This is a genomic window from Sporosarcina sp. HYO08 (genome assembly GCF_001563475.1).
In the GTDB taxonomy this organism is placed as follows: Bacteria; Bacillota; Bacilli; order Bacillales_A; family Planococcaceae; genus Sporosarcina.
This window is the reverse complement of the sequence record NZ_LPUT01000012.1, coordinates 39587-55680: the sequence shown is the minus strand read 5'-3', so window position 1 is coordinate 55680 and position 16094 is coordinate 39587. Positions and strand designations below refer to the sequence as shown.

The window sequence follows — 16094 nt, the reverse complement described above, 5'->3', positions numbered from 1 at the left end:
GAAATCCCTAAATATTGACGTGACAAGTTTTACCCTCGATCTGACTTTTATGTTTAGCATAGCCCTTGGGCGGCTATTGTGGGTATAACAATTAGCGTAGCGAACTTTTGATAAACCAAATAGACTGTAGTTTTAAATTAGTATTTATTTGTTCCCCTTACCCCCTGTAAACACCCCACAACCTTATTCGACTATCGTAAGATCGATTGCGGATCTCATTTTCATAATTACCTAACATTCGAAAGGACATCCGCTTTACCTATTTCCTTATCTAGATTCCAATAAGGTGAAAGTAGTTCAACTACTTTATCTACGCTTTCTTTTTGATGATCCATGAGTCTATCTATAACAGGCATATTAGCATGGAATATACCAAAGGGATCCTCTACACCTGAATCAATTTCACTTAAAGACTCAATAATACTTAGTGTGCAGAAAGGAACATAAGCAGTGCTATAGCCACCCTCATGACAAAATACTAATTTTCCATTACAATGTCGGTTTGCTATCCCCTTAACTATTTCCGTCATTTCTTTATAACCTTTTGTTGTCACCATCATCCTAGATAGTGGATCATATATGCTAGCATCTTGGCCTGCCGAGACAATAATTAATTCTGGCTTAAATCGATTGGCTATAGGGACTATTAACTTTTCAAAAGCATAAATATAACCAGCATTAGACGTACCAGGGTGAAGGGGGATATTTACGTTATATCCAATTCCCGCTTCTTCTCCAATATGCTCCGCAAATCCTCTGTCAGATGGAAAATTATACTCTTGATGAAGTGAAACAAATAATGTATTTGGATCATTATAGAATGCGCTTTCAGTTCCATTACCATGATGCACATCCCAATCTAAAATCATTATTCTATTAATTCCATACTTTTTTCTTGCATGTTCTGCCGCGATAACAACATTATTAAAGATACAAAAGCCCCTACCGCAATCCGCCTCTGCATGATGACCTGCGGGTCTTGACATTACATAAGCATTTTTCACCCGTCCTTCCATTACAACATCAACTCCGGTGATAGCTCCACCTGCTGAAAGTGATGCTATTTCGTAAGACCCTTTGCCGAACGGGGTGTAAGAATCACCTGCATCCCCGCCCCCACTATCACTCAAACTTTTAATTTTATTAATATATTCAGGCGTATGGTAGTATCCAATTTCCTCCTTACTTGCATGCCTCGGATTGATTACGTCTAGCTCTTTAATTAACCCACATCTATCTAAGAGATTTTTCACCCTTCTTTTTGATTCCGGGCTCTCGACATAACTATCCGGCTCCACATATCCCCCAGCAGGAATAAATAGAGCTCCATGCCCTGTATTATGCCAAAAATAGCTTTCATCGTAGATATACGCAGTACGTTTCATAAAAAATCCCTTCTTTCCAAGTTTTATCAATAACATCATAAGATCAAATTCCTCAGGAACCCGGTTCTCAAGTACCTATTATGCTATGCGTTAATTTCAACTTCGCCAGCCTCTATTGATGTACTAACATTCCGTCTATTCGGAGACTCCAACTCTTCGAACAATTGATCAACATTGCTTTGCCTAGGTGTGACAAGTGATACAACAATGTAAAAAATTAAATTAAACATTAAACCTATCAATCCCGCTGATACACCGTTTGCCCACGAGGTAAGCCATGGAAATAGTCCGTTTAAAATAACAATCCCCATGCCGATTACTGTGCCCACATATGCACCGTATTTATTTCCCCTTTTCCAATAAAGGCCTAATATTAAAGGGACAGCGGCTTGTGCGATACATTCATACACATATATAATAACTGCAACTAGCCTTGGAATATCTACAGTAGCAATTGCAATAGATATTAGCCCAAGTAACAACGCGGAAAGTTTAGCATATTTAAGTTTCTTTTCCCTACTTATTTTACCTGTCAAGTTCTTTCCAATAATCGCAGCAGATGTAGACACACATGCTGTAATTGATGACATACTAGCAGCTAGTGCAAACACCCCCATAAGCCCTAAACCAATAGGACCTACCTTCGCAGCTATCCAAAAGGCTCCGGATTGAGCATCTTTAGGAAAACCTTCTAATAATGTGGCACCTAATCCCAACCATAAAATCAAAATCGTAAACATTGATCCAATTAACGGGGCAACTAATGCTGATTTTTTTGCAGCCCTTACGCTTTTAGCCATATACAATCGATTAAATATACCTGGGTTCATCATTCCGCCAAATGCACCGGTAATAATAGCTGATGACCAGATCCATGGGCCGATATTTTCAGGAATGATTAATAACTCGGGCGATTTTTCAACCAAATTATCAAACATTGGAATTATACCGCCATAAACTTTATAGAACAAAAAAATTATTGTGGCACTTCCTATTATGGTGAAAAATAATCCTTGAACTAGATCTCCAATCACACCAGCCCTTACACCACCCAGCCAGGAATAAATTACTACAAATAAACCGACAATTATTAAACCTAAATTAAATGGTATAACCCCATTTGTTGCAGCAAAAACTAAATAACCTAGTGTCTTTAATTCAATAACAAGCCACGGGGTCCAAAAAAGAAAAGTAGTTAACCCTAAAAACAATCCAAAAGACTTACTATTATACCTTAATGCGGCCAGATCTCCATTCGTTTCCAAACTATGGTTTTTACCCCATATCCAGACTGGTCGAATCATAATAAACATGGTAATCATCGTTCCAACTGAATATATTGCAAGATATTGGGCAAAAACTCCTATTGTAGCTGAATCTCCAAACCATCCCGTATAGACCGATCCAATATACCACGAACCAAGAAAACCGAACATGCTTAAGAACCAAGGGAATGATCTACTTCCAACGGCATACTCTTCAAAACTATTCTGCTTCCTATGAAACAGCCTAATCACAATGGCATTTATTAATATAAAAACCGCTATGATAATTACTGGAAGTATCGTATTCAATCTAATTCACCCCTTTTGTCCTCAACGATATACCATACAATTAGGGTCAATGATAAAATGATGCAAACAAGCAAAATCCAATATGCTAAAAATGGTATCCCAAATACCCGAGGCTCTATTCTATTGAAATATTGAAATATTGGTGGAACTACTAGTGTACTTAAAACTGACCAACAAAATATGAAAAAAATTAACGTTACCTTTCCTCGACTCATTTAACTACCTCCTACATTGGAATGATCTTGCTGGCCCACTAAGAACCATTTAGCGAATAATAACAGGCAACTTTTTAAAGTAGATGCTGCAGTTTATATCAAAAGCGCACTACAATTTTTTCAGTCTTTATTAGTCCATGTAAGCAAAACCAATAAAAATCCAATAAATTCCCATACCCCAAGCCCCAGAAATTGAATTCGGGGTGCTTAATTCACTTATATATCACCCCGAATCAATTATTTACTTAGAGCGTTTTAGAATCGTTGCCTCCACGTCCACCTGGCTATCTTGAATAACCGCGCCGTAAATATTTTCTGCGGCGTCAACACTTATTTTACCTTCAAGAACGTCTTGGTAAATCAGTTGCGGTTCACGGGTTTTCGGATCACCATATCCACCACCGCCTGATGTTTCAATAATAATGCGATCTCCCGGCTGTGCTTCAAAATAGGATTTACCCATTTCGATTTCTTCGCCGCCTTGCCGAACAAGCTTAATACTTGCCGGGGAACCAGAACCGCCGCCATTCATTCCCCAAGGGGCAAAATCCGGATTGGATTGCTCTGTATAAACAAGTCCGCTATGTGATCGTTCGACAATTTCGTACTCTCTTCTAATGCCGAGTCCTCCGCGCCATTTTCCCGGACCGCCTGAGTCAGGAATGAGTTCCGTAGAACGAACGCGTATTAAGTACGATAATTCTGAAACCTCTGCCGGTAAAATTGCGACATTTCCGCAATGCGTATCTACTGCGTCGATCCCATCCCCATTCGGGTGAGCACCCATTCCACCGCCTAAGTCATCTTGAATCACTCTTGGATTTTCATGTACAGGATGCCAGCTATCAATGGCTAGGCTTGAGAAGCCGACAAATGTACCTGCTGCTGTTCGGTCAGGGTATAAATTGGCCAGTGCACGTAAAATCGTATCTGCAATCCGTTGAACAGCTAAATGCCGCAAGCTCACTGCCGCGGGGAAATGAGGATTTACAGCACTTCCTTTCGGCAATACGACTTCGATCGGACGAAAACAGCCTTGGTTTTGCGGCGTTTCTGGATCTACCACGCTTTTAATGGCATATAGAACGGCGGAAGTCGCTGCCGCTGGAGGGACGTTCATCCCACCGGCCATTTGCGGATCCGTGCCGGTAAAATCGACGGTTATTTTCTGATCATTTTTGGTCACTTTCACGCAAATTTTAACAGGATCCCCGCCTGCGCCGTCATCGTCGAGCCAACCGATGGCACTCGACTCGGCATCTTTCATTTTCACCAGCTCGGTTTGCATTCGAAGTGCAGAATAATCCATAGAACGCTTCATAACGGCTAACAATGTGTCAAAGCCATACCTGTTCGCTAACTCCGTCAAACGTCCCTCACCGAATCGACAGCTCGCAATTTGTGCGCGCAAATCACCCATCGTTGCATTTGGTTCCCGTACATTTCCTGCGATGATCGTCATAATGGCTAGATTAATTTTTCCTGAATCAGCTAATTGGACGGGCGGAATCCGCAGTCCTTCTTCAAAAATAGATTGATTATCAAACCCTTCCGTCCCCGGGTTTTTCCCACCCATATCTGCATGATGCGCAATCGTTCCACAAATGCCAACAAGCCTGTCTCCATGAAAAGCTGGCGTAAAGACATGTAAATCAGGTGTATGCTGGCCGCCTCTGTATGGATCATTGACTAAAAATGCATCTCCAGGCTTATAAGACGCCGGAGGGAAATCACGGAAAAGTTCACGTAATGCACTGCCCATCGATCCTAAATGCGCAGGAATGTTTTCCGCTTGTGCGATCAAGTTCCCAACCGGATCAAAAATCCCACAGGAATAGTCGATCATTTCACGAATAATGGGCGAATAGGCGCTTCGACCAAGGACACCACTCATTTCATCGGCTGCTGCAAGTAAACTGCTGTATACAACTTCTAATGTAATGGCGTCAACCACTTGTTCTTCACTTGTTTTTTCTATGAGCAGTTGTGATTGTTGACTCATTTGTCTCCCCCCAATGAAATAATAAGGTTTCCTTGTGCATCGTTTCGCATCGACTGCCCAGGTTCTACAACGATCGTCGTGTCCATTTGCATCACGATGGCTGGTCCCTTAATTTCCACATCGACCCCTAATTGCTCCCGTTTATAGATTGGCGTATTTGTCCATCCACCTTGTTGAAAATAAACAGAACGATAACTGGCATTGCCATTTGTGAGATTTTTTCCGTTGTTCGGATGGCTCTCGATCCGTTCCACTTCCCCAAAAGCAGATAAACGTAAATTAACCATTTCAACCGGTTCATGTACAGCCGCATGTCCATATGTCCTTTCGTGCACGGTATGGAAGTCTTGCATCGCTTGTTCTAGTAGTTCTTTTGTTATTTTCCCTTCAATTGGTACATTCAAATAGTATTCTTGTCCTTTGTAGCGAAGATCCAATGTGCGATTTAATCGTACGCGATCCGATGGGATACCGTCCTCACGTAAACGTTCCATGCCCCGCTGTTCCAATTCCGCTGCACTTCGTTCAAGCTGTAACGAATCTGCCTTTTCAAGCGCAACAATTTCGGTATGTGTAAAATCATGACGCACATCACTTAATAGAAGACCATGGGCGCATAAGACGCCGGGTGTTGCTGGAATAATGACGTTTTTCACGCCAAGCTCCCGCGCCAATGCCGTTGCATGCAAAGGACCTGCTCCACCAAAAGCAATGAGTGCAAAGTCCCTAGGATCATGACCGCGTTGACTTGAGACAACACGAAGCGCGCCGGCCATATTCGCATTTGCAACATCTAAAATACCTAATGCCACACGCTCAACATCTAGGCCAAGATTGTCGGCTAATGCTTGCAATGCATCTTGCGATTTTTCAGGGTAGACGGTAAATTCGCCGCCCAGGAAGTTTTGTGCATCTAGACGGCCAAGGTGAAGATTGGCATCTGTTACAGTCGGTTCTGTTCCGCCTTTTCCATAACAAGCTGGACCCGGACTTGCACCGGCACTTTTAGGGCCGACTTTTAATGCACCACCCGAGTCTTTCCAGGCAATACTTCCCCCACCTGCACCAACAGTATGTATATCAACCGTCGGTATTTGCAGCGGATAAACGCCGTTAACTGTTGTCTTTTCGCTTACTTGCGGTTCTCCGTCGATAATGATGCCGATATCTGAACTTGTTCCGCCCATATCAAAAGTAAGTACATTTGAAAACCCTGCATTTTTGGCAATTTCCGCCGCTGCCACAATCCCTCCAGCCGGACCGCTTAAGACGAGGTTATGTGCCGCTACCTCTGCTTCACCGGAAATAATTCCGCCGTTAGATTGCATAATATTTAACTTTCCTTGAATTCCCTTGTTTTTTAACTCCCGGCGTAGATGGCGAATATACCGCCGCACGATTGGTGTTAAAGCAGCGTTAATGACAGTTGTTGATGTACGCGTATATTCACGGAACTCCGGGCTGATTTCCGATGAAATCCCAACATACAGATCGGGTGCAAGTTCTTCCGCCACTTCCCGGATTAACGATTCATGTTCAGCATTTGCATAAGAGAACAATAAGACAACTGCTAAGCTTTCAATGTCTTCGGTAATTAGTTCTTTCAAAACTGTATAGACTTCTTCTTTACTGACGCTTTCCAATATTTCTCCTGTAGGGGCCATTCGTTCCGCCACTTCTGTACGGAGGTTTCTGGGTACGATCGGTGCAGGTTTCTGCTGTTGCAGTTGATAAAGTTCTGGACGCATTTGCGTTCCAATTTCCAGTACGTCCCGAAACCCTTTTGTCGTGACAAGCCCTACTTTGGCCCATTGTTCTTGTAACATCGCATTTGTTGCGACTGTCGTGCCATGGGAGATGGAATTGACCTTTTGAATTGGAATTCCTGCTAATTTGCTGAGTCGCTCTAACCCCTCCAAAATTGCCTCCGCCGGATTGGATGGCGTAGAATGTACTTTTATAACGATCGGCGCTTTTCCCTTTTGCGATAAAATACAATCGGTGAATGTACCGCCTGTGTCAATCCCCACGTAGACATCTTCTTGTTGAATTTCTTTCGTTGCAACCATTGACTTCACCCCATTTTTGTATTGTAATTCGTAAATTTCTTTCTTATTTCAAAATAGTTCCGAATGCTCAATGTCATTTGGAACTATTCGAAACTATTCAATTATATCTTACACCGTTACACTTTCATCTTGCGTAACGACTAGCTTTACTTTTTTCTGCTTCAGATAAGAAAGGAACTTTTCAGAATCGATGCAGCGCTCAGGCGGTTTAACACCTATTTCCGTAACTTCTCCATTCAGGATCATTTGTGCAACAATCGAAGCCGGGATCGCTGTCGCGTATTGCGTTGCACTCGTGTTCCATTCTGTATTCGGTTCTGTTAAAAGCTGCATTTTGACAGTGGATGGATTGCCATTTTTAATGCCTTTCACTTCCACTAATAAAGCATCTGTTCCCCAAACCGGCTGTTCTTTTTTCGCTAGAACTGTTTGCATCAACGAAACCGTTTGACGTCTTGGAACAACTTCCTGTCCCCCTACTTGAACCGGCTCTTCATCCAGAAGTCCAAGGGCGTCTAATGTTCTGACCTTTTCAATTGTCGCCGGATCCCAAGTATCTTTGTACGTAACTGTCCTCAGCTCGGGAAAGCTTACAGGCAGTGTCGCTAATTCGGAATGGATAATCGAGTATGTTCTTTGTACACCGATATCCTCATGGAACACCGTATCTTCTTCATCTCCAAGTGGAGGAATTTCAACCAATTTTCCATCTTTATACGCCAATGCATTTTTGATTGCTTCATCAATGATCGTGTCAATTGCAAATGTAAATGTCGCACCCGATGTCGTGGAGCCGTAGCGAATATGAATTTCTTCCGCTTTGTCTAATTGATTGACGCCATAATGCGCTAATATATTTGAAGTGCCTGGATCAGACCCCATTCCAGTAATCGCTAGAATACCTGCTGCTTTCATTTCATCATCAAGTTTTAGCTGCTCTTTCGTACGATTGTAAAGCCCGCCAAGGTCTAGGACATGGACACCTGCAGCCGCCGCTGCTTTCATGACATCGATATTAAAAATATAGTTTGTTGCATTGACACACACTTTTCCAAGGCTTAGCACTTCCTGTGTTTTCTGCTCATCTTTAATATTTAAAACGGCAGTTGTAATTTTATCGTCCGCCCATTGTTTCAACTCTACCAATTTTTCTTCATTCATATCCGCGGCTACTACCTCTACCCCGCTTGCGACTAGATCCTTTACGATTACTTGCCCGATTGTTCCTGTTGCACCTAATACGACTACTTTGCTCATTGGAATTCCCCCTAAGTTGTAATAACTCCATGAATTTCTTAAAATTTTAAATTTCTGGTATTTTTAATCCAGAAGTAATTCTCCTTTGACTTGGCTGATTATTACGAAGAAAACCATCCAGTCGGTTCTACCTTTAATGTGTTAATAATCTGTTTTACTTCTGTATATTCATTGAAGCCATAGATTCCAAGCTCCCTGCCAATCCCGCTTTCCTTGTAACCACCCCATGGACCTTCTATTAAATTTTGTTCATAGGTATTAATCCAAGTGACACCCGCCCGGATTGCCTTTGCGACGCGTTCCGCTTTCGATACGTCAGATGTAAAAATGCCGGCTGCCAATCCAAATGGTGAATCATTTGCGATGTTAATCGCTTCTTCTTCCGTTTCGAAAGGAATGATACAAAGAACGGGTCCAAAGATTTCCTCTTGAGCAATTCTTGATTTGGGCTTTACATCTACGAATATAGTCGGTTCGATGAAAAAACCATCTTCAAGTCCATTCGTTCGCAAACGGTTACCTCCGCACACCAGTTTTGCCCCTTCTGTTTTTCCGATTTCAATGTAATTTTTGATTTTGGTTAATTGTTGTTCACTAACAAGTGAGCCCATTTCCGAAGAAGGATCTAATCCATTCCCAACACGTATCTTTTTTGTCACTTCCACAAGATCTTTTATAAATTGATCATAGATCTTTTGATCAACTAATAATCGCGATCCTGCGGAGCAAACTTGGCCGGCATTATTAAAAATAGCAAACGTGGCATAATCTAAGGCACTTTCATAATCAGCGTCCGCAAAGATGATATTCGGTGATTTACCACCTAATTCAAGGGAAACCCTCTTTAAGTTTCCAACCGATTTCTCCAATATTGTCTTCCCAGTAGCCGTCCCACCCGTAAAGGCAATTTTATCAACGAGAGTACTTTCAACTAGGGGCTGACCCGCTTCGACACCCGTGCCATTCACTAAATTGACAACGCCTTTCGGAAATCCTACTTCATCGATCAACTCAAACAGACGAATAGCAGTTAGCGGCGTTATTTCAGACGGCTTTAAAATACAAGTATTCCCAGCCGCCAGTGCCGGTGCCAATTTCCATGCAGCCATCAACAGTGGATAATTCCATGGAATAATTTGACCGCATACTCCGATCGGCTCTCTTACGACCCTTGCAACAAAAGGCTCTTCGGCTTCGAACGTTTCGCCGGTTGGCTTCGTGGCCAACCCAGCATAATACCGAAATGTTTTTACCGCTTCTTCAACATCGCCCTTAGCCTCTCTTAATGTTTTTCCATTGTTTACTGTTTCAATTTCAGCTAGGTTATTTAAGTCATCTTCTATTTTACTTGCAAGCTTCGAGAGTAATTTAGCTCTTTTATGGGGAGATGTAGAACGCCACACTCCATCGTCGAATGCTTGACGTGCCGCAAGAATCGCTGATTGAACGTCTTTTTGACTTGCTAACCCCACCTCTGCTATTGTTTCGCCCATGGCTGGATTGATTACAGGAATTGTTCTATTCTCACTAGGATCAACCCATTCGCCATTAATATATAATTGCCCTATGTGAGTAGGATTGGACCATTTTCCAACCTTAGATAGATAGTTTACTTGACTCATTGATCATTCCCCTTTCTCCAGGATCACGGAAACTATTGGATAATGCATGACAGCATCTCTTACAAATTACCAATCGACAAATACTTCGTTTCCAGATATGGCTCGATTCCTTCTATACCGCCTTCACGTCCAAGTCCACTTTCCTTCATTCCCCCAAAAGGAACGTGGGCTGCTGATGGTGCACCGTCATTCCAGCCAATAATGCCAAAGTCTAGATTCTCATGAAGGTATGTTCCGACCTTGTAATCGTTCGTAAAGAAGTAGGCAGCTAAACCGTATAGTGTACTATTGGCGATTTCAACAGCTTCCTCTAGTGTTTTGAAGCTTGTGATCGGTGCGATCGGGCCGAACGTTTCTTCCTGCATAATAACCATTCGCTCATCCACATTTTTGAGTACTGTCGGATACACGAAATAATAACCTTGTTCTTTATTTACTTCATATTGATTGCCCGTGAGCAACTCTGCCCCTTTATTAATAGCATCATTAACTTGCTCTACAATTTTTTCATAACCTTTTTCATTAATAATCGGGCCGATATCCGTACTTTCATCTAATCCATTTCCAACTTTTAACTGATTGACCGCTTCTGTTAATTTGTTTGCGAAATCGTCAACTACATTTTCATGGACTAAAATTCTGTTTGCACAAACGCAAGTTTGACCCGCATTTCTAAACTTTGATAAAATCGTTTGACTTACCGCGAAATCAATATCTGCATCTTCCGCAATAATTAATGGCGCATGCCCGCCTAGTTCCATTGTGACGTGCTTCACCGTGTCTGCACTGTCTTTAATTAATGCTTTACCTACCGGTGTTGAGCCTGTAAATGTTATTTTTCGAACATATTGACTGTCAGTAAACAGTTTTCCAATGACGCTTCCACTACCATTCACATACTGAATTGCATCTTCTGGAATCCCTGCTTCGTGGGCAAGCTCTACCAATTTAATCGTTGTAAGCGGCGTTTCTACCGCAGGCTTTACAACGAATGTACAGCCTGCGGCTAAGGCAGGCGCTGCCTTTCTCGTCATCATTGCGGCAGGGAAATTCCAAGGTGTGACTGCAGCCACCAAACCAATTGGATGGCGACTTACAATAATCCGTTTAGATTCGCTATTTGCCGGAATTGTGCGGCCGTATATACGAAGGGCTTCTTCCGCATACCAATCGATATAGCTTGTTGCATAATTTACTTCACCCAGTGATTCCTTAAGGGGTTTTCCATTTTCCCGCGTCATTATTTCTGCAATTTCCGCCTTGTTTTCTTGAATAATATTGGACCAATTTCTTAATAATCGTGAACGCTCATGCGCGTTAATTCGGGACCATCTACTAAATTCTTTGTGTCCATTTTCTAAAGCTTTATTTACTTCTTCTTTCGAATGTCTTCTTACCTCTTGAACAACTTCACCTGTTGCTGGATTTTTTACAATGATATTTTCACTTGTTGCCGTTAACATTTTTCCACGCTCCTTTTTTCATATCATCTTCGATCAAGTAAATGAATCTTCTAAAATGGCAAGTCCTTTAAATAACTCTTCCTCTGTGATTACCAATGGCGTTAAAAAACGGATGACGTTCCCCTTGATACCTGCCGAAAGAAGTAAAAGACCATTGTCATTTGCGTATTTGATGATTTCCCCAGTTTTATCTTTATTGGGAACTTTATTTTCGCGGTTATTCACAATTTCTACTGCGACCATTGATCCCAAGCGACGAATTTCCCCTACATATTCATGTTTTCTGGCTAAATCTTGTAACTTCAGTTCGATTTCACGGCCGATCTCCTCTGACTTCCGCAGTAAATTTTCTTCTTCGATGATGTCAATTACAGCAAGCGCTGCTGCACATGCAACTGGGTTTCCCGCATACGTACCACCTAATTCACCAGGATCTGCAGCATTCATAATTTCCTTCCTTCCCACTACTCCACTTAACGGAAGACCAGCGGCCAAAGATTTTGAAACCGTCACTAAATCCGGTTCTATGTCAAAATGCTCCATCGCAAATAACTTACCCGTTCTTCCAAAACCTGTTTGAATTTCATCTGCGACAAACACAATTCCATGCTCTTCACAGAAAGTGCTTACAGCCTGAACAAACTTTTTCGGAGGGATGATAAATCCGCCTTCGCCTTGAACTGGTTCCATGACAACACAAGCGACAGTTTCGGGTGCAACTGTTTCAATGAAGAAGTCTTTGAATTCTTCAATTACACGCTCCACATAGGCTTCTTCTGAAAGTTCATTTGATTTGTTATATAAATAAGGAAATGGTGCCTGGTAAATTTCAGGGCTAAATGGTCCGAATCCGAATTTATAAGGCTTAACTTTGCTCGTCATCCCCATTGTTAAATTTGTTCTGCCGTGAAAACCCCGTACAAAAGAAACAACAGCTTGTCTCCCTGTATATTTCCGTGCAATTTTCACTGCATTTTCAACGGCTTCTGCACCCGAATTAAAAAGTGCAGCCTGTTTTTCAAACGCACCAGGCGTTATTTCACATAACTTTTCTGCAAGCTTAATGTACTCTTCGTACATTATTACGTTGAATCCAGGGTGCAAGAATTTTTCCACTTGCTTTGAAACCGCTTCCGTCACTTTCGGATGACTATGCCCCACGTTCAATGTTCCGATTGCACTGGCAAAATCGATCCATTCCCTTTGATTTGTATCTATAATTGTTGCTCCCGAAGCGCTTTGAGCAATATGTAAATTACCATTACTAACGCCTTTCGGAACATATTTATTTCTCTTACTCACTAAATCTTCAGTTGCTTTTATTACCAAGATGAATCCCCCTTTATCAGATTTGAGACAAGTATCGCAATTATCTGATACAATGAAAAGTACCAGAATAAATTTATTATGGTACCAGACAACTAAAGAGTAGCAGAAGGGGGAATTAATTATGTTACTTAAAAATGCTGGCAAGAATGGTAATCACCAATACAAGTACCAACAAATCTACAAAGGGATCAAGGAACAAATTTTAGAAGGCGACTTACAAACCAATGAAAAATTACCGTCGAAAAGAAAGCTTGCCAGTCAATTAAGAGTAAGTGTTAATTCTGTTACGAACGCTTACGAGCAACTACTTGCCGAAGGATATATTTATTCAATCGAAAGAAAGGGTTACTATGTCGAACAGATAACAAAGTTCACAGATAAGGATCTCACAAGTCGTAAATTACCCGATGATTTAAAAGAACAGACTTCCGACAAAGAAGGTTGGCTTTCCTTTTCACATATGACCTCTGATATTTCCAAATTTCCTTTCGATACGTGGATCAAAAGCAAACAAAAGGCAATCTCGAATCACAAAACAGAACTTTCTGAAATTGCTAATTCTCAAGGCCCCTATTTAGTACGAAAAACGATTTCTCGATTAATCAAATTAAATCGCGGTGTTATATGTGAACCGGAACAAATTGTTATCGGTTCCGGCACGCAGTTACTTATTCAACAATTAATGAATACTTTACAAAGTACCTCGGACATTGACACCGTGATAGCAATTGAAAATCCTGGCTATTCCCGTTTTTATAACCTATTAAAGAAAATGAATCTGGATGTAAAGCCGATTCAATTAAACAAAGATGGAATTGATATAAAAAAAGTCGAGTCTTCGGGCGCAAAATTTGTTATTGTAACACCATCACATCAATTTCCAACTGGTAAAATCATGCCTATTTCAAGAAGAATAGAACTATTGAATTGGACCTCGCAATCAACAAATCGATATATTATTGAAGATGATTATGACAGTGAATTTAAGTATAAAACCGATAATATTCCTTCATTACAAAGTTTAGATCGTAGTAATCGAGTGATCTACACCGGAACATTTTCAAAAACGCTATTACCAAGTTTTCGTATTAGTTACATGGTCTTACCTTCGGATCTATTAAAAGTATATAAGAAACAAAATGCAGATTTAATTCATTCAAGCAATACACTTAGTCTTTACACATTACACTACTTTATTGAAGACGGTGAATACGGAAAACACCTAAAAAAGATGAATAATCACTATGAAGTAAAAAGGAAGGTATTAATCGAGAAACTACGGAATCGTTTTGGTACACGGATTCATATTGAAGATGTTCCGGCAGGTCTTCACTTTTTTGCTACATTTCAAACAAAGAAAAGTTATAGCGAAATAGAAGAGCGAGCTGAGATGAATAAACTGGAGGTTTATACATTGAAACGTTTTTTATTAACAAATGAAAGGGATAATGAGAATGAAAAATCTTTGGTCATTGGATTCGCCAGTATTGAAGTAGAAAAAATGGAGGAGGCAGTGGAACGATTGTATCAGATCATTTCAAACTAAAATTGTGACATTGCTGTCATTGATTGAAATTTCACGGGAAGATATAGAGCGAAGCAACGTAGCTTCCAATCTTACAGTTGTCTCGCACAAGAATTATTCGGTTGTTTAATAGAGAATAGCGGGCGCCCAGTTTCTCGCACAGGCATCCGACAATTTAAAACGGCAAACACCATTGAAATAATTGGTGTTTGCCGTTTCTTATGCTTTTACAAGTTTCCAATCGACACATATTTCGTTTCTAAGTACGGCTCTATTCCTTCCGTCCCGCCTTCACGGCCAAGGCCGCTTTCTTTCATGCCGCCGAAAGGAGCATGCGCGGCAGACGTTGCCCCGTCGTTCCAACCGATAATGCCAAAGTTCAGATTTTCATGTAAGTACGTACCCACGCGATAATCATTTGTAAAGAAATAGGCAGCTAGACCATACGCTGTGTCGTTGGCAATCTCCACGGCCTCTTCGATTGTTTTAAAGCTTGTAATCGGTGCAATGGGGCCAAACGTTTCTTCATGCATAATGGTCATTCGCTCATCGATATTTTTGAGCACTGTTGGATAGACAAAGTAATATTCTTTTTCATCGTTTGCATCGTATTGGTGGCCAACTAATACCTCCGCCCCTTTGTCGATCGCATCTTGCACGTGCGCAGTAATTTTTTCATATCCTTTTTTATTAATAATCGGACCAATATCTGTTTGCTCGTCCAATCCATTCCCCACAGTTAACCGACCCGCTGCCGCTGCCAGTTTTTCCGAAAATTCATCGACAACATTTTCATGAACGAGGATCCGATTAGCGCAGACACATGTTTGACCCGCATTTCTAAATTTCGACAACATCGTTTGCTCAACAGCGAAGTCGATATCCGCATCTTCCGCCACAATGACAGGTGCATGTCCACCTAACTCCATTGTGACATGCTTGACAGTATCCGCGCTTTCTTTGATCAACTGTTTACCGACTGGCGTAGATCCCGTAAACGTAATTTTTCTTACATGCTTGCTTTCTGTAAATAGTTTACCAACAACTGGACCTTCCCCATTGACAACTTGAAGTACATCTTTAGGAATCCCAGCTTCCTGGGCGAGTTCAACTAATTTCATCATCGTTAACGGCGTTTCTTCTGCTGGCTTCACGATGAATGTACATCCCGCTGCGAGTGCCGGTGCTGCTTTTCGCGTCATCATCGCCGCTGGAAAATTCCATGGCGTGATCGCGGCGACAAGTCCGATCGGCTGACGGTTTACGATAATGCGTTTCGATTCGGTATGCGCAGGAATCGTTCGGCCGTACACGCGAAGCGCCTCTTCTGCAAACCAATCAATATAAGCGGTAGCATAATGGACTTCCCCAACCGATTCCTTTAGCGGCTTCCCATTCTCACGCGTCATAATTTCCGCAACTTCCCCTATGTTTTCCTGAATAAGGCGTGACCAGTTTCTCAACAGCCTCGCTCGTTCATGTGCATTCACTTTGGACCATTGCCCAAATGCATCGTGTCCGTTTTCAAGCGCCTCCATGATTTCAGCTTCCGAATGCTTTTTTACTTCTCCAACAACTTCTCCTGTTGCAGGGTTTTTCACGATTAATACCATTCCCAAACACCCCTTCTTATGACTGTTTGCTAGACTCACC

The 16094-nt window shown here is 41.6% G+C and carries 10 protein-coding genes; 1 reads left to right on the top strand and 9 read right to left on the bottom strand.

What is annotated here, in order from left to right; all coding sequences use genetic code 11:
- Window positions 1-227: 227 nt before the first annotated feature.
- The 8 genes from AU377_RS04755 to gabT all read right to left on the bottom strand — a co-directional run bounded on the left by AU377_RS04755 (window position 228) and on the right by gabT (window position 12916).
- Window positions 228-1424: a class II histone deacetylase gene (locus tag AU377_RS04755; RefSeq protein WP_253724387.1), complete on the bottom strand. Its 1197-nt coding sequence runs from the start codon at window positions 1422-1424 to the stop codon at window positions 228-230.
- Window positions 1425-1468: 44 nt separating this feature from the next.
- Window positions 1469-2959, bottom strand: a complete 1491-nt coding sequence (locus tag AU377_RS04750) for a sodium:solute symporter (RefSeq protein ID WP_067404976.1) — start codon at window positions 2957-2959, stop codon at window positions 1469-1471.
- Window positions 2960-3415: 456 nt separating this feature from the next.
- The gene (locus AU377_RS04740) at window positions 3416-5176 is read right to left on the bottom strand and encodes a hydantoinase B/oxoprolinase family protein (RefSeq protein ID WP_067404970.1); all 1761 of its coding nucleotides are present in this window, start codon (window positions 5174-5176) and stop codon (window positions 3416-3418) included.
- Window positions 5173-7245: a hydantoinase/oxoprolinase family protein gene (locus AU377_RS04735; RefSeq protein WP_067404967.1), complete on the bottom strand. Its 2073-nt coding sequence runs from the start codon at window positions 7243-7245 to the stop codon at window positions 5173-5175. The genes AU377_RS04740 and AU377_RS04735 overlap by 4 nt, the downstream gene beginning before the upstream one ends.
- 108 nt (window positions 7246-7353) lie before the next feature.
- Window positions 7354-8502 (bottom strand): saccharopine dehydrogenase family protein, encoded by a 1149-nt coding sequence (locus AU377_RS04730; protein WP_067404964.1) that lies wholly within the window; start codon window positions 8500-8502, stop codon window positions 7354-7356.
- Between the two features lie 101 nt (window positions 8503-8603).
- A complete protein-coding gene (locus tag AU377_RS04725) occupies window positions 8604-10124 on the bottom strand; it encodes an aldehyde dehydrogenase family protein (RefSeq protein WP_067404960.1) in 1521 nt (506 codons plus the stop codon).
- 59 nt (window positions 10125-10183) lie between these two features.
- Window positions 10184-11587 carry an NAD-dependent succinate-semialdehyde dehydrogenase gene (locus tag AU377_RS04720; RefSeq protein WP_067404956.1) on the bottom strand — a complete coding sequence of 468 codons (1404 nt, stop codon included), beginning with the start codon at window positions 11585-11587 and terminating at the stop codon, window positions 10184-10186.
- Window positions 11588-11620: 33 nt separating this feature from the next.
- Entirely contained in the window at window positions 11621-12916 is a 1296-nt protein-coding gene (gene gabT / locus AU377_RS04715; RefSeq protein ID WP_253724386.1) for a 4-aminobutyrate--2-oxoglutarate transaminase, read from the bottom strand.
- Window positions 12917-13037: 121 nt separating this feature from the next.
- Between gabT and AU377_RS04710 the strand changes: the two genes are divergently transcribed.
- Window positions 13038-14462, top strand: a complete 1425-nt coding sequence (locus AU377_RS04710; protein ID WP_067404953.1) for a PLP-dependent aminotransferase family protein — start codon at window positions 13038-13040, stop codon at window positions 14460-14462.
- A 206-nt stretch (window positions 14463-14668) separates the two neighbouring features.
- Here AU377_RS04710 and AU377_RS04705 read toward each other — a convergent pair whose 3' ends face one another.
- The gene (locus AU377_RS04705) at window positions 14669-16060 is read right to left on the bottom strand and encodes an NAD-dependent succinate-semialdehyde dehydrogenase (protein ID WP_156450397.1); all 1392 of its coding nucleotides are present in this window, start codon (window positions 16058-16060) and stop codon (window positions 14669-14671) included.
- Between the last annotated feature and the right edge of the window lie 34 nt (window positions 16061-16094).

Bases quoted from the DNA above. Each gene is read 5' to 3' on its own strand.
- AU377_RS04720 (WP_067404956.1), bottom strand. From the start codon at position 11,587: ATGTTAACGGCAACAAGTGAAAATATCATTGTAAAAAATCCAGCAACA.
- AU377_RS04725 (WP_067404960.1), bottom strand. From the start codon at position 10,124: ATGAGTCAAGTAAACTATCTATCTAAGGTTGGAAAATGGTCCAATCCT.
- AU377_RS04755 (WP_253724387.1), bottom strand. From the start codon at position 1,424: ATGATGTTATTGATAAAACTTGGAAAGAAGGGATTTTTTATGAAACGT.
- AU377_RS04710 (WP_067404953.1), top strand. From the start codon at position 13,038: ATGTTACTTAAAAATGCTGGCAAGAATGGTAATCACCAATACAAGTAC.
- AU377_RS04730 (WP_067404964.1), bottom strand. From the start codon at position 8,502: ATGAGCAAAGTAGTCGTATTAGGTGCAACAGGAACAATCGGGCAAGTA.
- AU377_RS04740 (WP_067404970.1), bottom strand. From the start codon at position 5,176: ATGAGTCAACAATCACAACTGCTCATAGAAAAAACAAGTGAAGAACAA.
- AU377_RS04735 (WP_067404967.1), bottom strand. From the start codon at position 7,245: ATGGTTGCAACGAAAGAAATTCAACAAGAAGATGTCTACGTGGGGATT.